The organism is Salipiger sp. 1_MG-2023 (genome assembly GCF_030547555.1).
GTDB lineage: Bacteria > Pseudomonadota > Alphaproteobacteria > Rhodobacterales > Rhodobacteraceae > Salipiger.
Window position 1 is genome coordinate 43,914 of the sequence record NZ_JAUOQN010000007.1, and the last position, 17,953, is coordinate 61,866.

Annotated in this window: 22 protein-coding genes and 1 pseudogene; all 23 read left to right on the forward strand. The window is 65.0% G+C overall.

Annotation, left to right across the window (positions count from 1 at the left end; translation table 11 throughout):
• The first annotated feature begins 9 nt into the window (after positions 1-9).
• On the forward strand, positions 10-1,947 hold the full coding sequence (locus Q4543_RS05425) for a biotin carboxylase N-terminal domain-containing protein (RefSeq protein WP_303436765.1): 1,938 nt from the start codon (positions 10-12) through the stop codon (positions 1,945-1,947).
• Complete coding sequence (locus Q4543_RS05430) at positions 1,944-2,594, forward strand: glutathione S-transferase family protein (protein WP_303436766.1); 651 nt, start codon at positions 1,944-1,946, stop codon at positions 2,592-2,594. The genes Q4543_RS05425 and Q4543_RS05430 overlap by 4 nt, the downstream gene beginning before the upstream one ends.
• A 19-nt stretch (positions 2,595-2,613) precedes the next feature.
• The gene (locus tag Q4543_RS05435; RefSeq protein WP_303436767.1) at positions 2,614-3,471 is read left to right on the forward strand and encodes a hydroxymethylglutaryl-CoA lyase; all 858 of its coding nucleotides are present in this window, start codon (positions 2,614-2,616) and stop codon (positions 3,469-3,471) included.
• Complete coding sequence (locus Q4543_RS05440) at positions 3,468-4,244, forward strand: crotonase/enoyl-CoA hydratase family protein (protein WP_303436768.1); 777 nt, start codon at positions 3,468-3,470, stop codon at positions 4,242-4,244. The genes Q4543_RS05435 and Q4543_RS05440 overlap by 4 nt, the downstream gene beginning before the upstream one ends.
• A 110-nt stretch (positions 4,245-4,354) precedes the next feature.
• Positions 4,355-4,657 (forward strand): hypothetical protein, encoded by a 303-nt coding sequence (locus Q4543_RS05445; protein ID WP_303436769.1) that lies wholly within the window; start codon positions 4,355-4,357, stop codon positions 4,655-4,657.
• A gap of 259 nt (positions 4,658-4,916) precedes the next feature.
• The gene (locus Q4543_RS05450; RefSeq protein ID WP_216004005.1) at positions 4,917-5,282 is read left to right on the forward strand and encodes an NADH-quinone oxidoreductase subunit A; all 366 of its coding nucleotides are present in this window, start codon (positions 4,917-4,919) and stop codon (positions 5,280-5,282) included.
• Positions 5,273-5,806 (forward strand): NADH-quinone oxidoreductase subunit B family protein, encoded by a 534-nt coding sequence (locus tag Q4543_RS05455; protein WP_216004006.1) that lies wholly within the window; start codon positions 5,273-5,275, stop codon positions 5,804-5,806. Before Q4543_RS05450 ends, Q4543_RS05455 begins: the two co-directional genes overlap by 10 nt.
• A 13-nt stretch (positions 5,807-5,819) precedes the next feature.
• The gene (locus Q4543_RS05460) at positions 5,820-6,425 is read left to right on the forward strand and encodes an NADH-quinone oxidoreductase subunit C (protein WP_216004007.1); all 606 of its coding nucleotides are present in this window, start codon (positions 5,820-5,822) and stop codon (positions 6,423-6,425) included.
• A 109-nt stretch (positions 6,426-6,534) separates the two neighbouring features.
• Positions 6,535-7,767, forward strand: coding sequence for an NADH-quinone oxidoreductase subunit D (locus Q4543_RS05465; RefSeq protein ID WP_303436770.1), 1,233 nt, complete (start codon positions 6,535-6,537; stop codon positions 7,765-7,767).
• 88 nt (positions 7,768-7,855) lie between these two features.
• Positions 7,856-8,188, forward strand: a complete 333-nt coding sequence (locus Q4543_RS05470; RefSeq protein WP_303436771.1) for a hypothetical protein — start codon at positions 7,856-7,858, stop codon at positions 8,186-8,188.
• 91 nt (positions 8,189-8,279) lie between these two features.
• A pseudogene (nuoE, locus tag Q4543_RS05475) lies at positions 8,280-9,104 on the forward strand (NADH-quinone oxidoreductase subunit NuoE); the annotation flags it as partial.
• An 87-nt stretch (positions 9,105-9,191) separates the two neighbouring features.
• A complete protein-coding gene (locus Q4543_RS05480) occupies positions 9,192-9,863 on the forward strand; it encodes an endonuclease (protein ID WP_303436772.1) in 672 nt (223 codons plus the stop codon).
• A 46-nt stretch (positions 9,864-9,909) separates the two neighbouring features.
• Positions 9,910-10,137, forward strand: coding sequence for a DUF5337 domain-containing protein (locus tag Q4543_RS05485; RefSeq protein WP_216004011.1), 228 nt, complete (start codon positions 9,910-9,912; stop codon positions 10,135-10,137).
• A 4-nt stretch (positions 10,138-10,141) separates the two neighbouring features.
• Entirely contained in the window at positions 10,142-11,437 is a 1,296-nt protein-coding gene (gene nuoF / locus Q4543_RS05490) for an NADH-quinone oxidoreductase subunit NuoF (protein ID WP_216004012.1), read from the forward strand.
• 8 nt (positions 11,438-11,445) lie between these two features.
• Positions 11,446-11,784 carry a hypothetical protein gene (locus Q4543_RS05495; protein WP_216004013.1) on the forward strand — a complete coding sequence of 113 codons (339 nt, stop codon included), beginning with the start codon at positions 11,446-11,448 and terminating at the stop codon, positions 11,782-11,784.
• A gap of 116 nt (positions 11,785-11,900) precedes the next feature.
• A complete protein-coding gene (locus tag Q4543_RS05500) occupies positions 11,901-12,311 on the forward strand; it encodes a DUF5333 domain-containing protein (RefSeq protein WP_216004014.1) in 411 nt (136 codons plus the stop codon).
• 69 nt (positions 12,312-12,380) lie between these two features.
• Entirely contained in the window at positions 12,381-14,435 is a 2,055-nt protein-coding gene (gene nuoG, locus Q4543_RS05505; protein WP_303436775.1) for an NADH-quinone oxidoreductase subunit NuoG, read from the forward strand.
• Complete coding sequence (locus Q4543_RS05510) at positions 14,432-14,824, forward strand: hypothetical protein (RefSeq protein ID WP_216004016.1); 393 nt, start codon at positions 14,432-14,434, stop codon at positions 14,822-14,824. Before nuoG ends, Q4543_RS05510 begins: the two co-directional genes overlap by 4 nt.
• 10 nt (positions 14,825-14,834) lie before the next feature.
• Positions 14,835-15,872 (forward strand): NADH-quinone oxidoreductase subunit NuoH, encoded by a 1,038-nt coding sequence (nuoH, locus tag Q4543_RS05515; RefSeq protein ID WP_303436777.1) that lies wholly within the window; start codon positions 14,835-14,837, stop codon positions 15,870-15,872.
• A 3-nt stretch (positions 15,873-15,875) separates the two neighbouring features.
• Complete coding sequence (gene nuoI, locus Q4543_RS05520) at positions 15,876-16,370, forward strand: NADH-quinone oxidoreductase subunit NuoI (RefSeq protein ID WP_216004018.1); 495 nt, start codon at positions 15,876-15,878, stop codon at positions 16,368-16,370.
• A 100-nt stretch (positions 16,371-16,470) separates the two neighbouring features.
• A complete protein-coding gene (locus Q4543_RS05525) occupies positions 16,471-16,878 on the forward strand; it encodes a carboxymuconolactone decarboxylase family protein (protein WP_216004019.1) in 408 nt (135 codons plus the stop codon).
• A complete protein-coding gene (locus tag Q4543_RS05530) occupies positions 16,875-17,477 on the forward strand; it encodes an NADH-quinone oxidoreductase subunit J (protein WP_216004020.1) in 603 nt (200 codons plus the stop codon). Before Q4543_RS05525 ends, Q4543_RS05530 begins: the two co-directional genes overlap by 4 nt.
• 166 nt (positions 17,478-17,643) lie before the next feature.
• Complete coding sequence (gene nuoK, locus Q4543_RS05535; protein WP_216004021.1) at positions 17,644-17,949, forward strand: NADH-quinone oxidoreductase subunit NuoK; 306 nt, start codon at positions 17,644-17,646, stop codon at positions 17,947-17,949.
• Positions 17,950-17,953: the final 4 nt, after the last annotated feature.

A 17,953-nucleotide genomic window follows, 5' to 3' on the forward strand; every position in this document is an offset into this window, starting at 1 on the left:
GGGTCTGAGATGTTTGACACGGTGTTGATCGCCAACCGGGGCGAGATCGCCTGCCGGGTGATGGAAACCGCGCGCGCCATGGGGCTGCGCTGCGTCGCGGTGCATTCCGATGTGGATGCCGGGGCCAAGCATGTCGCCATGGCCGACGCGGCGGTGTGCATCGGCGGCGCGTCTCCGGGCGAAAGCTATCTGCGCGGCGATGTCATCATCAAGGCGGCGCTGGATACAGGGGCGGGGGCGATTCATCCGGGCTATGGTTTCCTGTCCGAAAACCCCGATTTCGTCGATGCGGTCGAGGCGGCGGGTCTGGTGTTTGTCGGGCCGGGCGCGGCGGCGATCCGGGCGATGGGGCTCAAGGACGCGGCCAAGCGGCTGATGCACGAGGCCGGCGTGCCGGTGGTGCCGGGCTATCACGGCGCGGAACAGGACGCAGCGTTTCTGGCGCAGCAGGCACAGCAGATCGGCTATCCGGTGCTGATCAAGGCGGTTGCGGGCGGCGGTGGCAAGGGGATGCGGCTGGTCGACAGCGCGGCGGGCTTTGCCGATGCGCTGGCCTCGGCGCAGGGCGAGGCGCGCGGGGCCTTTGGCAACCCGGCGGTTCTGATCGAGAAATTCGTCACCGCGCCGCGCCATATCGAAGTGCAGGTGTTTGGCGATGGCACCCGCGCCGTGCATCTGTTCGAACGCGACTGTTCGCTGCAACGGCGGCATCAGAAGGTCATCGAGGAAGCGCCCGCGCCCGGCATGACGCTCGAGATGCGCGACGCGATGGGTGCGGCAGCGGTGCGCGCCGCCGAGGCGATCGGCTACAAGGGCGCGGGCACGGTGGAATTCATCGTCGATGGCTCGGACGGGCTGCGCCCCGATGGCTTCTGGTTCATGGAGATGAACACGCGCCTTCAGGTCGAACATCCGGTGACCGAGGCGATCACCGGCGTCGATCTGGTGGAATGGCAGCTGCGGGTGGCGGCGGGGGAGCCCTTGCCCTGCGCCCAGGAGGACCTGACCATCACCGGCCACGCCTTTGAGGCGCGGCTTTATGCCGAGGACGTGCCGGCGGGGTTCTTGCCGGCAACAGGGCGGTTGTCGGCGCTGCGCTTCCCGCCGCAGCTGCGGGCCGATAGCGGGGTGCGCGCCGGGGATGTGATCTCGCCGCATTACGATCCGATGATCGCCAAGGTCATCGTGCACGGCCCAACCCGCAACATCGCGCTGCGCAAGCTGGCGCAGGGGCTGGCGCAAACGCAGGTGGCCGGAACGGTGACCAACCTTGCCTTTCTGGGCGCGCTGTCCCGGCACGAAGGCTTTGCGCGCGGCGAGGTCGATACCGGGCTGATCGGGCGCGATCTGGCCGAGCTGACTGCGCAGGCGCCAACCCCCGCAGCGCTGGTGGCGCAGGCGGCGATCTGCGCGGCGGGTCTGTGGGAAGTCGCACCGGCGCTGGCCGGGCTGACGCTGTGGCAGCCGTTGGCGCGGACTGTGGTTCTGGAACATGACGGCGAAGAGATCTCGGCGGTTCTGCGGGTGATCTCGGCCCATCGTATCGAGGTGACGCTGGGCGAAGACCTTGTGTTGGCCGAGCGTATCGGCGCTGGCTGGCGCATCGGCGGTGGCCCCGCGCCAGAGTTGCTGCGCGATGGCCAGACGGTAACGCTGTTCCACGGCGGCGGCGCGGTGTTCCGCATCATCGATCCGCTGGCACGGGCGGCGGCGGCGGGCGCGTCAGGCAACCTGATCGAAGCGCCGATGCCGGGGCGGGTGGTCGCGGTTCTGGCCAGCGTGGGGCAGGCGGTGCAGGCGGGCGACCGGCTTGCGGTGCTCGAGGCGATGAAGATGGAACACACGCTGACCGCCGCGCGCGATGGCATCATCGCCGAGCTTCTGGTCGCGCCCGGCGCGCAGGTCGAGGCGGGCGCGGCGCTGATCCGGCTGGAGGAAGAGGCGTGATCCGTCTGCACCACGTGCCGCAATCCCGCTCTATGCGGGTGCTGTGGCTGCTGCACGAACTCGGGCTTGAGCACGAGGTGATCTTCCACCCGTTCGATCGCTCACTGCGATCCGACGCCTATCTGGCGCTGTCCCCGGCGGGGCGGGTGCCGGCGCTGGAAATCGACGGCGCGGTGCTGTTCGAAAGCCTCGCGATGATGGAGTACCTGTGCGAGCTTCATCCGGGGCCGCTGTGGCGCGCGCCGGGCGATGCGCAGCGGGCCGACTGGCTGTCGTGGCTGCATTTCGCGGAAACCATCAGCCAGCATTGCGCGACCCTGACCCAGCAGCACATCATGCTGCGCGAGGATGCCATGCGCTCGCCCATCATCATGCAGCTTGAGGCAAAGCGGCTGGGCAAATGCTACGCGGCGATCGAGGCGCGGCTGGCCGGGCGCGCCCATCTGCTGGGCGATTTCACGGCGGCGGATGTGGCGGTCGGGCAGGCGGTGTATATGGCGGGGCATTTCGCGGCGCTCGACGGCGTATCGCGCGTTGCGGATTGGTATGCCCGGATCACCGCGCGCCCCGCCTTCAAGGCGGCGCTTCCGGGCGGTGAGCAGCCGCTATATGCAAAGCCGTTCTATCCGGCGTGGGAGCTGGCATGAGCAGCAGCAGGGGGGCGCGATGAGCGGTTACGTCGAAATCTTCGAGGTCGGGCCGCGCGACGGCTTGCAGAACGAGGCGCGCCAGATCCCGGCGGCGGAAAAAATCGCGCTGGTCGATTGCCTGTCGCGCGCCGGGTTCAAACGCATCGAATGCGCCAGTTTCGTCAGCCCGAAATGGGTGCCGCAGATGGCAAGCTCGGCCGAGGTGCTGGCGGGAATCACGCGGGCGCCGGGGGTGTCTTATACGGCGCTGACCCCCAACATGAAGGGGTTCGAGGCGGCGATGGCGGCGGGGGCGGACGAGGTGGCGATCTTTGGCTCGGCCTCCGAGGGGTTCAGCCGCGCCAATATCAACGCCTCGATCGAGGAAAGCCTCGCGCGGTTCCGCCCGGTGGCGCAGGCGGCGCAGGACCGGGGCGTGCCGGTGCGCGGCTATGTCTCCTGCGTGGTGGAATGCCCTTACGATGGCGCGGTGGCCCCTATGGCGGCGGCGCGGGTTGCGGGCGCGTTGCGGGCGATGGGCTGCTACGAGGTCTCGCTCGGCGATACCATCGGGCGCGGCACCCCCGAGGCGGTGGACGCGATGCTGGCGGCGGTGCTCGGCGAGGTCGAGGCCTCGGCGCTGGCGGGGCATTTCCACGACACCGGCGGGCAGGCGCTGGCCAATGTGCAGGTCGCCCTGTCGCGTGGGCTGCGGGTGTTCGACGCGGCGGTCGGCGGGCTTGGCGGCTGCCCCTATGCGCCGGGCGCGGCGGGCAACGTGGCAACCGAGGTGCTGGCGGCGCGGCTGGCGGCGCTGGGATATGACACCGGGCTTGACGCATCGGTGCTAAACGAGGCGGCGGCATTGGCCCGCGCCATGCGGGGGGCAACATGACTGAGGTTCGCATAGAGCGCGACGCGCGCGGGGTGGCGACACTGTGGCTGAGCCGCGCCGAAAAGCACAACGCCCTGTCGGCCGCGATGATGGGCGAGATCGAAGCCGCCTGCGCCGCGTTGGCCGGTGATGAAACGGTGCGCGTCGTGGTGCTTGCCGCCGAGGGCAAGAGCTTTTGCGCCGGGGGCGATCTGGCATGGATGCAGGCGCAGTTCGACATGGATGGCGCGACCCGCCGCACGGAATCGCGGCGGATTGCGTCGGCGCTGCAGGCGCTGGCAGGGCTGCCACAGCCGCTGATCGGGCGGGTGCAGGGCAATGCCCTTGGCGGCGGCGTTGGGCTGATCTCGGTTTGCGATGTTACGGTCGGGGTCGAGACGGCAAAGCTGGGCTTTACCGAGGTCAGGCTGGGGCTGATCCCGGCTAATATCGGGCCCTTCGTGGTGGCGAAGATGGGGGCGCGGGCGGCGCGTGAGGTGTTCATGAACGGGCGGATCTTTGGTGCGACCGAGGCGGTGCGGCTTGGGCTGCTCACCCGCTGCGTCGCCCCCGAGGCGCTGGACGCGGCGCTCGAGGCCGAGATCGCGCCGTATCTGTCCTGTGCGCCGCAGGCGGTGCGCGAGGCCAAGGCGCTGCTGAACGCGCTGGCCGGACAGGTGACGCCGGAACAGGTCGACATGGCCATCGACGCGCTTGCCGCCCGCTGGGAAACCGACGAAGCCCGCAGCGGCATCTCGGCGTTTTTCGACAAGCGCCCGGCGCCATGGGCCTGAGGTCGGAGGTTGCGCGGACATGCCGCGTGGCGGGCTAGGGCGCGCAAACGGGGACAGAGGCGGTGACCGTTCAGATCGCCCATTTATATGCAACGCTCTGCGGAGCGATCATGGTCTTCCATCTGGCGCTGGCGGTCGGGGCCCCTTGGGCGGCGGCGGCCCCGGCAGCGCGCACCGGGCGGGCGCAGTCGCTGATCCACGTGCCGGTCTACGGGCTTCTGGCGCTGGCCATCGTGTCGGCCGCCGGGTTTCCGGGGCTGGGCTGGCCGCGCCACAGCGGCTGGACGGCGCTGGCGTTGCAACTGGCCCTGACGCTGCTGCACGCGGCATCGCGCAAGCCGATCGAGCGGCAGCTCTGGGCGCCTCTTGGGGCGGTGATGACGGCGCTGGCCCTCGTGGTCCTGAGCCGCTGAGTCTGCACCACCGAGTCTGCGCAACGCACGTCTGCACGCCGGATATCTATCCGCCAGCAAAGAACAAAAATCCCAATATGTGTCGCTATTGGCCAGAGATCCCCGGTATCCTTCTGAAAAATATGACGTTCACCTTTTCTGAATATTCTCTGAGCTTGTTGACCCCGCGCTAGACCAGCGATAGATCAGGGGTCAGCAAGGCAAGATCGCCATGGTCCCAGCGCCGGACAATCGGTGCCCCTGTGCAAGGAGCCAGCCAGTGGAAGAGTTGCTGCGGGAGTACCTCCCGATCCTCGTGTTCCTCGCCGTCGCAATCGCGCTAGGCGCCATTCTCATCCTCGCCGCCGTGGTGCTTGCGGTGCGCCATCCGGATCCCGAGAAAGTGTCGGCCTATGAATGCGGCTTCAATGCATTCGACGATGCGCGGATGAAATTCGACGTCCGGTTCTATCTGGTGTCGATCCTGTTCATCATCTTCGATCTCGAGATCGCCTTTCTTTTTCCGTGGGCCACGGCGTTCAAGGATGTCAGCGACGCCGGCTTCTGGTCGATGATGGTGTTTCTGGCGGTGCTCACCGCAGGCTTTGCCTATGAATGGAAGAAAGGGGCGCTGGAATGGGAGTGATGACAGGGGCGAATACCGCTGGCGGCGACCGTGAGGTCGCCACGCAGGCACTCAATCGCGAATTGTCCGACAAGGGCTTCCTGCTGACCTCGGTCGATGATGTGATCAATTGGGCGCGCACCGGCTCGCTGCACTGGATGACCTTCGGCCTTGCCTGCTGCGCCGTCGAGATGATGCACAGCTCGATGCCGCGCTACGATCTGGAACGTTTCGGCACCGCTCCGCGCGCCAGCCCGCGCCAGTCTGACCTGATGATCGTTGCTGGTACGCTGACCAACAAGATGGCCCCGGCGCTGCGCAAGGTCTACGATCAGATGCCCGAGCCGCGCTACGTGATCTCGATGGGATCCTGCGCCAATGGCGGCGGTTATTACCATTACAGCTATTCGGTGGTGCGCGGCTGCGATCGCATCGTTCCGGTCGATGTCTATGTGCCCGGCTGCCCGCCGACGGCCGAGGCGCTGATGTACGGGCTGATGGCGCTTCAGAAAAAGATCCGCCGCACCGGCACCATCGTGCGCTGAGGAGAGCAGAGGCATGACACAGGCACTCAAGGACCTTGGCGGCCATATCGAGATGAAACGCCCCGATTGCGTGATCGGCTGGGAAGTGGCGTTTGGCGAGCTGACCATCGACGTGGCGCCAGCGAACATCGCGGGCTTTGTCGAGTTTCTCAAGGGCGATGCGTCCTGCCGGTTTTCGTCGCTGGTCGATATCACCGCGGTTGATTACCCCGAGCGGGCCAAGCGCTTCGATGTGGTCTATCACTTCCTGTCGATGTACCAGAACCATCGCGTGCGTCTGCGGGTTTCGGCACGCGACGGCGAGACCGTGCCCTCGATCACCAAGGTGCACCCGTCGGCGGACTGGTTCGAACGCGAGGTGTTCGACATGTTCGGGATCATCTTCTCGGGCCACCCGGACCTGCGCCGCATCCTCACCGATTACGGCTTCCGCGGCCACCCGCTGCGCAAGGATTTTCCGACCACCGGCTATGTCGAGGTGCGCTATGACGAAGAGCTCAAGCGCGTCGTTTACGAGCCGGTGAAGCTGGTGCAGGAATACCGCCAGTTCGATTTCATGTCGCCGTGGGAAGGCGCAAACTACATCCTTCCCGGCGATGAGAAGGCCGAGGCGAAGTGATGCCCGCTTTGCCCGAGCCCAGGGTTTCTCGTGCGAGAAATCTGTGTACCGCCCGCGCTGATCGATCTTCGAGCGAAGATCTGTCCCGCCCCCGTGTGAGAGGTCTGAAATGATGGACGGCTCCAAATTCGACGACGGCAGCGTGGACGCGCTGTCCGGCGAGCAGCAGATCCGCAACTTCAACATCAACTTCGGGCCGCAACACCCGGCGGCGCATGGCGTGCTGCGGCTGGTGCTGGAGCTTGACGGCGAAATCGTCGAGCGCTGCGATCCGCATATCGGCCTGCTGCATCGCGGCACCGAAAAGCTGATGGAAAGCCGCACCTACCTGCAGAACCTGCCGTATTTCGACCGGCTCGATTACGTTGGCACGATGAATCAGGAACATGCCTGGTGCCTGGCCATCGAGCGGCTCACCGGCACCGAGGTTCCGCGCCGCGCCCAGCTGATCCGCGTGCTGTATTGCGAGATCGGGCGCATCCTGAACCACCTGCTGAACGTGACCACGCAGGCCATGGATGTCGGCGCGCTGACGCCGCCGCTCTGGGGCTTCGAGGAACGCGAGAAGCTGATGATCTTCTACGAGCGGGCCAGCGGTGCGCGTCTGCACGCCGCCTATTTCCGGCCCGGCGGGGTGCATCAGGATCTGCCGCCCGCGCTGATCGACGATATCGAGGCATGGTGCGGCACCTTTCCGAAGATGCTCGATGACATCGACGGGCTGCTGACCGAGAACCGCATCTTCAAGCAGCGCAATGCCGACATCGGCATTGTGACCGAACAGGACATTCAGGATTACGGCTATTCCGGTGTCATGGTGCGTGGCTCTGGCCTTGCGTGGGATCTGCGCCGCGCCCAGCCCTATGAATGCTACGACGAGTTCGACTTCCAGATCCCCGTCGGCAAGAACGGCGATTGCTATGACCGCTATCTTTGCCGCATGGCCGAGATGCGCGAGAGCGTGAAGATCATGAAGCAGGCCATCGACAAGCTGCGCCTGCCGGAAAATCAGGGCGATGTGCTGGCCCGTGGCAAGGTGACGCCGCCGAAGCGGAGCGAGATGAAGACCTCGATGGAGGCGCTCATCCACCACTTCAAGCTTTACACCGAGGGCTTTCACGTTCCGGCGGGCGAGATCTACGCCTGTGTCGAGGCACCGAAGGGCGAATTCGGCGTCTACCTCGTGGCGGATGGCAGCAACAAGCCGTATCGCGCCAAGCTGCGCGCGCCGGGGTTTCTGCATCTGCAATCGATGGATTACCTGTGCAAGGGGCACCAGCTCGCCGACGTGGCGGCTGTGCTCGGCTCGCTCGATATCGTGTTCGGCGAGGTCGACCGCTGATCTGGCAGGGGTGGCGCGCCGCCCCGCTCATCCGCCGCGTGGGGAACCGCCAAGGCGCAAGACAAGACCAAAGGACCGTGGACCCGTGATGTTGAAGAAAACTCTGGCCTTGTTGCCCATCGCCGCTGTTGCGGGATGCGTGCTGGCATTGCCGCCCGAGGGCACGGACAAGGCCGATCTGCTGGCCTTTGATGATGCGGTCGCCTCGATCGGCTGCGATCTGGTGACCGAGGCCGACTATCTGCCGGTCGAGCTTCAGACCGGGCTGAGCCGAGACGAGGTGCGACTGATCGCGCAATACAAGGTCAAGGCGGGCGATGCGGTGCCGCTTGACGGCGGTGGCCTGCGCCTTGTCACCGGACGCTGCGCCCCGGTTGCGCCCGCCCCCGAACCCGCCCTCGCGCCCGTCGCCGCTGGCTGACCGGATGCGCGTCGCCGATAACCCGTTCTTGCCCGTCAGGGCAGCCGCGCCCCGCGCGGACATGATCCACAGTTGAGAGGCCATCCCGCCGATGCTTCGCCGTCTTCATCCCGACCAGCCTGAAAGCTTCGCCTTCACCGATGCCAACCTCGCATGGGCCGAGGGCCAGATCAGCAAATACCCCGAGGGCCGTCAGGCCTCGGCGGTGATCCCGCTGCTGTGGCGCGCGCAGGAACAGGAAGGCTGGCTGTCGCGCCCGGCGATTGAAACCGTCGCCGAGATGCTGGGGCTGGCCTATATCCGCGTGCTCGAGGTGGCGACGTTTTACTTCATGTTCCAGCTGCAACCGGTGGGCAGCATCGCCCATGTGCAGATCTGTGGCACCACCACCTGCATGATCTGCGGCGCCGAAGACCTGATGGCGGTGTGCAAGGACAAGATCGCCCCAAAGGCGCATATGGTCTCGGCCGATGGCAAGTTCAGCTGGGAAGAGGTGGAATGCCTCGGCTCCTGCGCCAACGCGCCGATGGCGCAGATCGGCAAGGATTACTACGAGGATCTGACCGCCGAGAAGCTGACGGAGATCCTTGATAAACTTGCGGCGGGCGAGGTGCCGGCACCGGGGCCGCAGAACGGGCGCTTTGCATCGGAACCGCTGGGCGGGCCGGTGGTGCTGACCGACCATGTCGAAGGCCGGATGGATCACAACGCCTCGGTCGAGCTGGCGCTTGCCATCGGCGATACGGTGAAACGCATCGACGGCACCGAGGTGCCGCTGCGCACGCCGTGGCGCGATCGCAGCCACGAAAAGGGCGACGCCGAACCGGATCTGCACACGCCGCAGCTGTCCGAAGGGGCGCCAGCAGATGAGACCGGCATCGACAAGCGCGAAGCGCCGGTGGAAAACGCGACCAAGGTCGAAAACCCGGCGGAGGGCGATAAAGGGTAGAAAGGGCTACCTTGCCGCCCGAGGGGCGGCTGCAACCCGGGGGGAGACAGGAACATGGGCAAAGCTTCGATGAACGCAGCAAACAGCAAGAACACCTATATTGCCGCCGGCATCGCCGGTGCGCTGGTGTTTCTGTTCGGGATCGCCAGCAAGGGATTTTTCGCGGCATTGCTGCTGGGTCTGATCGCCGCGCTGCTGCTGGGGGCGCTGCTGGTCTGGCTGGGAGCGCCGGTGCCACAGCTGACCGCGCTCAAGCCCTCGCCGATTCCGGCGCCCAAGGTTACGCCGCAGGCGCCGGTTGCCCAAGAGCCCGCGTCTGACCCGGTCATTGCCCCCGATGTGGCGGCGCCGGCCTCGGTGGCAGAAAAGCCCGCCGAGGCCCCGCTGATCACGGCAAGCAAGCCGCTTGCGGGCGAGCAGGAGCTCGCCAGCCGCAAGGGCAGCTGGCGTTACGAGGCGGTGGCAGATGAGCAGCGCCCCGAAGCGCGCGACAGGCCGGCGGGCGGCGCTGACGATCTGCGCCAGATCAAGGGCATCGGCCCGGCGCTCGAAGCGCAACTGAACGAACTGGGGGTCTGGAGCTTTGAGCAGATCGCCGAATGGAACGCACCGGAAATTGCCTGGATGGATGACAATCTGAAGGGCTTCCGGGGCAGGGTGTCGCGCGATGACTGGGTCGGGCAGGCGAGGACGCTTGCGTCCGGCGCCCGGACTGGCGCCTCGTAGGGTTTGGAAAAGGGCGGCGTCTGCAAAGGCGCCGCAAGGCGAACGAATGACCGGCAAGGACCGACATAACCGGCAAGGGCGCGTGATCGCGCTGCTGATCGCCGGAACCGGCCTTGCCTGGATCGCCGCCACAGTGGCGGGCGATCTGCTGGGCTGGACCCAGCGCACACGGGCTTTCTTTGATCTGGCGGCGCTCGCCGGGTTCGGGACGGCGATTTGGATGATCTACGGGCTCTGGCGTGCGCGCCAGAAGGACCGCTCGAACGAGGAGTGATGCGATGCTGAAGGACGAGGACCGCATTTTCACCAACCTGTACGGCATGCATGACCGCTCGCTCGCGGGCGCGAAAATGCGTGGCCATTGGGATGGGACGGCACAGATCATCGGCAAGGGCCGCGACTGGATCATCGACGAGATGAAAGCCAGCGGTCTGCGCGGACGCGGCGGCGCGGGCTTCCCGACCGGGCTCAAATGGTCGTTCATGCCCAAGGAATCCGACGGTCGCCCGGCCTATCTGGTGATCAACGCCGACGAATCCGAGCCCGCGACCTGCAAGGACCGCGAGATCATGCGCCACGATCCGCACACGCTGATCGAGGGCGCGCTGATCGCCAGCTTCGCGATGCAGGCGCATACGTCGTATATCTATATCCGCGGCGAATATATCCGCGAGAAAGAGGCGCTGCAGGCGGCGATCGACGAATGCTATGACGCCGGGCTTCTGGGCAAGAACGCCGCCGGGTCGGGCTGGGATTTCGATCTGTATCTGCATCACGGCGCCGGGGCCTATATCTGCGGCGAGGAAACCTCGTTGCTGGAAAGCCTTGAAGGCAAGAAGGGCATGCCCCGGATGAAGCCGCCATTCCCGGCGGGATCGGGGCTTTACGGGTGCCCGACCACGGTGAACAATGTTGAATCCATCGCCGTCTGCCCGACCATCCTGCGGCGCGGCGCATCGTGGTTCTCGGGCTTCGGGCGCAAGAACAACTCGGGCACCAAGCTGATGGCGCTGACCGGCCACGTCAACACCCCCTCGGTGTTCGAGGAAGAGATGTCGATGTCGGTGCGCGAGATCATCGAAAAGCATGGCGGCGGTGTGCGCGGCGGCTGGGACAATCTCAAGGCGATCATCCCCGGCGGGGCGTCCTGTCCGGTGCTGCCGAAGGCCTCGCTCGAAGACGCGATCTTTGATTTCGACTGGATGCGCGAGAACAAGTCGTCCTTTGGCACCGGCTGCATGATCGTCATGGATCAGAATACCGATGTGATCAAAGCCGTGTGGCGGCTGTCCAAGTTCTTCAAGCATGAAAGCTGCGGTCAGTGTACGCCTTGCCGCGAGGGCACCGGCTGGATGATGCGGGTGATGGATCGTCTGGTGACCGGGGAGGCCGAGGTCGAGGAAATCGACATGCTGCTCGACGTGACCAAGCAGGTCGAAGGCCACACGATCTGCGCGCTTGGCGATGCGGCGGCCTGGCCGATTCAGGGTCTGATCCGGCATTTCCGCAACGAGATCGAAGACCGCATCAAATACAAGAAGACCGGCCGCGTCAGCGCCGTGGCTGCCGAGTGAGGGGCGCCGTGCGACAGACACGCATCTTGCGGATCACTCTGGCGGCGCTGCTGCTCTCGGGGCTTGCGGCCTGCTCCAGCAAGACCGGCATCGAATATGGCGGCGTCACCTTCGACGGTAAGGTCAAGGCGAGCAAGGCCGATCGGTCGCAATTCGTGTCCACCGGCGGGCCGGTCAGCGCCTCGATCGACGGGGCAAGCAGCGCGGCGCGTTATCAGGGTACGGTCTATTGCATGTCCTATCTCGGCACGTCGGACATCGACTGGCAGATCGGGCCGGACACGCCGCAGGGCCAATTGCCGATCGACGACAACAGAGTGGTGTTTCAGGGGCGGTGCGTCGAGTGAGCAAAAGCCTGCATATCGCCGCGCGCTCGCGGGGGCGTGACTGGAAGGCCGGGGCCGGTCGGCGCAGGGTGTGCGGCACCGGGGGCGTTGCCCTCGCCAGCAACCGGAGAGAGACCATGACCCGACTGTTTGCCACTGCTTCGCTGATCTGTCTGGCCGCGCTGCCCGCCACCGGGCAGGCGCGCCCCACGACGCTGGGCGAGGTCGATGAAATACATCGCGGCCTTCTGGCCGTTGGCATCGCCGATGAGATCCGCAATGTCTGCGACGACATCGACGCGCGGATGATCACTGCCTTTGCCTATCTGGCATCGCTGAAGGACTCGGCGCGCGCGCAGGGTTTCAGCGATGACGAGATCGACGATTACGTCACCTCGAAGGACGAGAAGCGCAGGTATCGCGCCGAGGGCGAGGCCTGGCTGACATCCAGAGGGGTTACGCTTGGCGAGGCAGAGGGTTACTGCCGCGTCGGGCTTGAAGAAATCGAGAAGGGCACGCAGATCGGCGTGCTTCTCAGGGCGAAATGAGGCGGGCTGTCCGAGCCTGCGCCGCGTCGGGCCAAAGGGCCCCGGGGAAATTCTGTTGGGAAGATGCCAATGACTGACCTGCGCAAGATCATCATCGACGGGGCCGAAATCGAGGTCGACCCCGCCATGACGCTGATCCAGGCCTGCGAAGAAGCCGGGATCGAAGTGCCGCGCTTTTGCTATCACGAGCGCCTGTCGATCGCGGGCAACTGCCGCATGTGCCTAGTCGAGGTGGTGGGCGGACCGCCCAAGCCCGCGGCAAGCTGCGCCATGCAGGTGCGCGATCTGCGCCCCGGCCCGGAAGGCGCGCCGCCGGTGATCAAGACCAACTCGCCGATGGTCAAGAAGGCCCGCGAGGGGGTGATGGAGTTCCTGCTCATCAACCACCCGCTCGACTGCCCGATCTGCGATCAGGGCGGCGAATGCGATCTTCAGGATCAGGCCGTCGCTTACGGCGTTGATTTCTCGCGCTTCCGCGAGGCGAAGCGGGCGTCGGACGATCTTGATCTTGGGCCGCTGGTCGAAACCCACATGACGCGCTGCATTTCCTGCACCCGCTGCGTGCGCTTCACCACCGAGGTTGCCGGGATTTCCCAGATGGGTCAGACCGGGCGCGGCGAAGATGCCGAGATCACCAGCTACCTGAACCAGACGCTGGATTCCAACATTCAGGGCAACATCATCGATCTGTGCCCGGTGGGCGCGCTGGTGTCCAAACCCTATGCCTTTACCGCCCGCCCGTGGGAGCTCACCAAGACCGAATCCATCGATGTGATGGATGCGCTTGGCTCGAACATCCGGGTCGATACGAAGGGGCGCGAAGTCATGCGCTTCCTGCCGCGCAACCATGATGGCATCAACGAGGAATGGCTGTCGGACAAGTCGCGCTTTGTCTGGGACGGTCTGCGCCGCCAGCGGCTCGACAAGCCGTATATCCGCAAGAATGGCAAGCTCACCCCGGCGACATGGCCCGAGGCGCTGGCGCTGGTTGCCGACAAGCTCAAGGGCGCGTCCAAGGTGGCTGGCCTTGTCGGTGATCTGGCCCCGGTGGAGGCGATCTATTCGCTGAAGACGCTCCTCGATGGGCTGGGCGGCAGCATCGAATGCCGCACCGATGGCGCAAAGCTGCCTGCCGGAAATCGGTCGGGATATGTCGGCACCGCCAGCATCGAAGATCTTGACCATGCGGCCTTCATCCAGCTGATCGGCACCAACCCGCGCGAGGAAGCGCCGGTGCTCAATGCGCGGATCCGCAAGGCATGGCTGGCCGGGGCCCAGATCGGGCTGGTCGGTGAAGCGGTCGATCTGACCTATGACTACGCCCATGTCGGCACCGACCGCGCGGCGCTGTCCTCGCTGCTGGATGCGGATCACGGCGCGGTGCTGGACGCACCGTCGGTGGTCATCGTCGGGCAGGGGGCGTTGCAGGAAGCTGATGGCGCGGCGGTTCTGGCTGCGGCGATGCAGCTGGCGAGCGATACGCACAGCAAGCTGATGGTGCTGCACACCGCTGCCAGCCGCGTCGGGGCGCTGGACGTTGGCGCTGTCACCGAGGGCGGCTTGCCTGCCGCCATCGAGGGCGCCGATGTGATCTGGTCGCTGGGCGCGGACGAGGTGGAAATCGCTGGGGGCGCAAGCAGCGACGCGGTGGCGCAGGACGAGGGCGCCTTTGTGATCTATCAAGGCAGCCACGGCGACCGGGGCGCACACCGCGCCGATGTCATCCTGCCGGGCGCGGCCTATACCGAGGAAAACGGCCTGTTCGTGAACACCGAAGGCCGCCCGCAGCTGGCGATGCGCGCCTGTTTCGCGCCGGGTGAGGCCAAGGAAAACTGGGCGATCCTGCGGGCGCTGTCTGCCGAAATCGGCGCGACGCTGCCGTGGGACAGTCTGGCACAGCTGCGCCAGAAGCTGGTGGCGCAGGTGCCGCATCTTGGCAAGATCGACGAGGTGGCGCAAAACGACTGGACGCCGACCGAGACCGGCAGCCTTGGCGAGGCCTCGTTCCGCTACGCGATCAGGGATCACTGGCTGACCAACCCGATCGCCCGGTCCAGCGTGCTGATGGCAGAGCTGTCGGCGAACCAGAAAGCCCGTCGTAGCGCGCCGCTGGCGGCAGAATGAACCGGATGCGTCTCCTCCCCTTTGCGGCGCTGGTCGTGCTTTCAGGCTGCGAGGCAAGCTCGCGGCAGGAAATGCCGTTCATGCCGCAATATGAGGGGGTCGAGACGCGGCTTCTGGACGGGGATCTGGTAAGTTTCCTCGTGCAAATGCGCGGCGCCCGCGATACCGGCGACGTTGAGGATTATGCGAATTGCGTCGCGGCGCAATACGCGCTTATTCGCGGATATGGATTCGCCCGGCATCTGCGCACGAATGTGGCGCAAGAGGGTGGTCTCTGGCGCGGAGATGCTGTTTATACGATCTCGGCGGCGCTGCCCCGAGGGCTCAAGACCATCGACGCCGAAGTCGTCGCTCTGGCCTGTGCCGAGAACGGAATACCGATGGTGTGAGGGACACTTGATGGCAAATTTCTTTGCAACCCCATTCGGGACATTCGTGATCATCCTCGCCCAGTGCGTGGCCGTGCTGGCATTCGTGATGATCTCGTTGCTGTTCCTGGTCTATGGCGACCGAAAGATCTGGGCCGCCGTGCAGATGCGCCGGGGCCCCAACGTGGTCGGGATCTTTGGGATCCTGCAATCGGTGGCGGACGCGCTCAAGTACGTGCTCAAGGAAGTGGTGATCCCGGCGGGCTCTGACAAGGCCGTGTTCATCATGGCGCCGCTGGTTTCCTTTGTCTGCGCGATGATCGCATGGGCGGTGATCCCGTTCAACGAGGGCTGGGTTCTGGCCGATATCAACGTCGCCATCCTGTATGTCTTTGCGATTTCCTCGCTTGAGGTTTACGGGGTGATCATGGGGGGCTGGGCGTCGAACTCGAAATACCCGTTCCTCGGCTCGCTGCGCTCGGCAGCACAGATGATCTCTTATGAGGTCAGCATCGGTCTGATCATCATCGGCGTGATCATCTCGACCGGTTCGATGAATTTCAGCGCCATCGTACAGGCGCAGGACACCGGCTGGGGGTTCTTTGGCTGGTATTGGCTGCCGCATTTCCCGATGGTGTTTTTGTTCTTCATCTCGGCGCTGGCCGAAACCAACCGCCCGCCCTTCGACCTTCCCGAAGCGGAATCCGAACTGGTCGCGGGCTATCAGGTGGAATATTCGGCAACGCCCTTCCTGCTGTTCATGGCGGGCGAATACATCGCCATCTTCCTGATGTGCGCGCTGACCTCGCTGCTGTTCTTCGGCGGCTGGCTGTCGCCGATCCCCGGCCTGCCGGATGGCGTGCTGTGGATGGTCGGCAAGATGGCGTTCTTCTTCTTCCTCTTCGCGATGGTGAAGGCGATCACCCCGCGCTACCGCTACGACCAGCTGATGCGGCTTGGCTGGAAGGTGTTCCTTCCGTTCAGCCTCATCTGGGTGGTCTTCACCGCATTTGCCGCAAGGTTCGACTGGTTCTGGGGGCTGTTCGCCCGCTGGACGACCGGAGTATAAAGCATGACCCAGATCGATTATGGCCGCGCCGCGAAATACTTCCTGCTGGTGGATTTCATCAAGGGTTTCGGCCTTGGACTGAAGTATTTCTTCGCGCCCAAGCCGACGCTGAACTACCCGCATGAAAAGGGCTATCTCTCGCCCCGGTTCCGCGGCGAACATGCGCTGCGCCGTTATCCCAACGGCGAGGAACGCTGCATCGCCTGCAAGCTGTGCGAGGCGATCTGCCCGGCGCAGGCCATCACCATCGACGCCGAGCCGCGCGACGATGGCTCGCGCCGTACCACGCGCTATGACATCGACATGACGAAATGCATCTACTGCGGCTTCTGTCAGGAAGCCTGCCCGGTGGATGCCATCGTCGAAGGTCCGAATTTCGAGTTTTCCACCGAGACTCGCGAAGAGCTGTTCTACGACAAGACCAAGCTGCTGGAAAACGGCGACCGCTGGGAAGCCGAAATCGCGCGGAACCTTGAACTGGATGCGCCTTACCGATGAGCCAGGGGGAGTTGCAGATGGCGCTGTCTGGCGGGATGCCCGCCATGGTCAACGCGCTCGACGCGGCGATTGAGGTCTGCAAGACCGAGGAGGACGGGGCATGAGCGACGCCAAGACACCATTCGAACTGATGATGCAGCAGGCGCAGGAAATGGCCAAGGCCTTCAACCCCGCGCTCGAGAACTTTTCGCCCAAGGGTTATGAAAAGCTCTGGCCGACCATGCCCAAGGACATGATGGAGTTCTGGTTCGGCAAGGGCATGTCGAAAGACGGGCTGGATGCCAAGACCCGGTTGATGCTGACGCTGGCGGGGCTGACCATGCAGGGCGCGCAGGCCGACACCCCGGTGCGCATGACCGTGCGCCACCTGATCGAGGCGGGCGCCACCAAGGACGAGATCGCCGAGACCATCGCGCATATGTCGATGTTTGCCGGCATACCCGCCATGACCCGCGCCATGGAACTGGCGCGCGAGGTCATGGAAGACACAAAGGATGACGAAGCATGATGGTTTTCGCCTTCTACCTGTTTGCCCTCTGCGCCATCGTGGGTGGGCTGTTCACCGTCATCAGCCGCAACCCGGTGCATTCGGTGCTGTGGTTGATCCTCGCCTTTCTCAGCTCGGCTGGGCTGTTCGTGCTGCTGGGTGCGGAATTCGTGGCGATGCTGCTGGTGATCGTCTACGTCGGCGCGGTGGCGGTGCTGTTCCTGTTCGTGGTGATGATGCTGGACGTCGACTTTGCCGAGCTCAAGGCGGGCATGGCGAAATACATGCCGCTGGCGCTGCTGATCGGCCTAGTGTTCCTGATGGAACTGGGCATGGCCTTTGGCGCGTGGGAAACCAGCGAACTGGCGGCCAGTCAGCTGAGCGCACCGGCGCCGGCGGGGGTGCAGAACACCGCCGCGCTGGGGATGCTGGTCTATGACCGCTACTTCCTTGCCTTCCAGCTGTCGGGGCTGATCCTGCTGGTTGCGATGATCGGGGCCATCGTGCTGACGCTGCGCCACCGCAAGGATGTGAAACGCCAGAATGTGCTGGCGCAGATGTACCGCGACCCCGCCAAGGCGATGGAGCTGCGCGACGTGAAACCGGGGCAGGGGCTGTAGGCCCTTACCCGACCTGATTGGCGGGGCGACCCGCACGCAAGACCAATCGCCCCGGGGGAACCGGGGCAGGAAGAGGGACAGCGATGAGCAAAGCCAGCTGGACAGCCATCTTTATCGCGGGCATTCGGCCTGCCGTCCTGAGGACGCAGGCCGGGGAGGGCCGCACATGATCGGGCTCGAGCATTACCTTACCGTTGCGGCGGTGCTGTTTGTGATCGGCATCTTCGGGATCTTCCTGAACCGCAAGAACGTGATCATCCTGCTGATGAGCATCGAATTGATCCTGCTGTCGGTGAACATCAATTTCGTCGCCTTCTCGTCCTATCTGGGCGATCTGGCGGGGCAGGTGTTCACGCTGTTCGTCCTGACGGTGGCGGCGGCAGAGGCGGCCATCGGGCTTGCGATCCTCGTCTGCTTCTTCCGCAACCGCGGCAGCATCGCCGTGGAAGACGTCAACGTGATGAAAGGCTGACCCG

Excerpts from the sequence above, each read along its gene's own strand:
- Q4543_RS05425 (WP_303436765.1), top strand. The coding sequence starts at position 10 with ATGTTTGACACGGTGTTGATCGCCAACCGGGGCGAGATCGCCTGCCGG.
- Q4543_RS05435 (WP_303436767.1), top strand. The coding sequence starts at position 2,614 with ATGAGCGGTTACGTCGAAATCTTCGAGGTCGGGCCGCGCGACGGCTTG.
- Q4543_RS05440 (WP_303436768.1), top strand. The coding sequence starts at position 3,468 with ATGACTGAGGTTCGCATAGAGCGCGACGCGCGCGGGGTGGCGACACTG.
- Q4543_RS05445 (WP_303436769.1), top strand. The coding sequence starts at position 4,355 with ATGGTCTTCCATCTGGCGCTGGCGGTCGGGGCCCCTTGGGCGGCGGCG.
- Q4543_RS05455 (WP_216004006.1), top strand. The coding sequence starts at position 5,273 with ATGGGAGTGATGACAGGGGCGAATACCGCTGGCGGCGACCGTGAGGTC.
- Q4543_RS05460 (WP_216004007.1), top strand. The coding sequence starts at position 5,820 with ATGACACAGGCACTCAAGGACCTTGGCGGCCATATCGAGATGAAACGC.
- Q4543_RS05465 (WP_303436770.1), top strand. The coding sequence starts at position 6,535 with ATGATGGACGGCTCCAAATTCGACGACGGCAGCGTGGACGCGCTGTCC.
- Q4543_RS05470 (WP_303436771.1), top strand. The coding sequence starts at position 7,856 with ATGTTGAAGAAAACTCTGGCCTTGTTGCCCATCGCCGCTGTTGCGGGA.
- Q4543_RS05480 (WP_303436772.1), top strand. The coding sequence starts at position 9,192 with ATGGGCAAAGCTTCGATGAACGCAGCAAACAGCAAGAACACCTATATT.
- Q4543_RS05485 (WP_216004011.1), top strand. The coding sequence starts at position 9,910 with ATGACCGGCAAGGACCGACATAACCGGCAAGGGCGCGTGATCGCGCTG.
- nuoF (WP_216004012.1), top strand. The coding sequence starts at position 10,142 with ATGCTGAAGGACGAGGACCGCATTTTCACCAACCTGTACGGCATGCAT.
- Q4543_RS05500 (WP_216004014.1), top strand. The coding sequence starts at position 11,901 with ATGACCCGACTGTTTGCCACTGCTTCGCTGATCTGTCTGGCCGCGCTG.
- nuoG (WP_303436775.1), top strand. The coding sequence starts at position 12,381 with ATGACTGACCTGCGCAAGATCATCATCGACGGGGCCGAAATCGAGGTC.
- Q4543_RS05510 (WP_216004016.1), top strand. The coding sequence starts at position 14,432 with ATGAACCGGATGCGTCTCCTCCCCTTTGCGGCGCTGGTCGTGCTTTCA.
- nuoH (WP_303436777.1), top strand. The coding sequence starts at position 14,835 with ATGGCAAATTTCTTTGCAACCCCATTCGGGACATTCGTGATCATCCTC.
- nuoI (WP_216004018.1), top strand. The coding sequence starts at position 15,876 with ATGACCCAGATCGATTATGGCCGCGCCGCGAAATACTTCCTGCTGGTG.
- Q4543_RS05525 (WP_216004019.1), top strand. The coding sequence starts at position 16,471 with ATGAGCGACGCCAAGACACCATTCGAACTGATGATGCAGCAGGCGCAG.
- Q4543_RS05530 (WP_216004020.1), top strand. The coding sequence starts at position 16,875 with ATGATGGTTTTCGCCTTCTACCTGTTTGCCCTCTGCGCCATCGTGGGT.
- nuoK (WP_216004021.1), top strand. The coding sequence starts at position 17,644 with ATGATCGGGCTCGAGCATTACCTTACCGTTGCGGCGGTGCTGTTTGTG.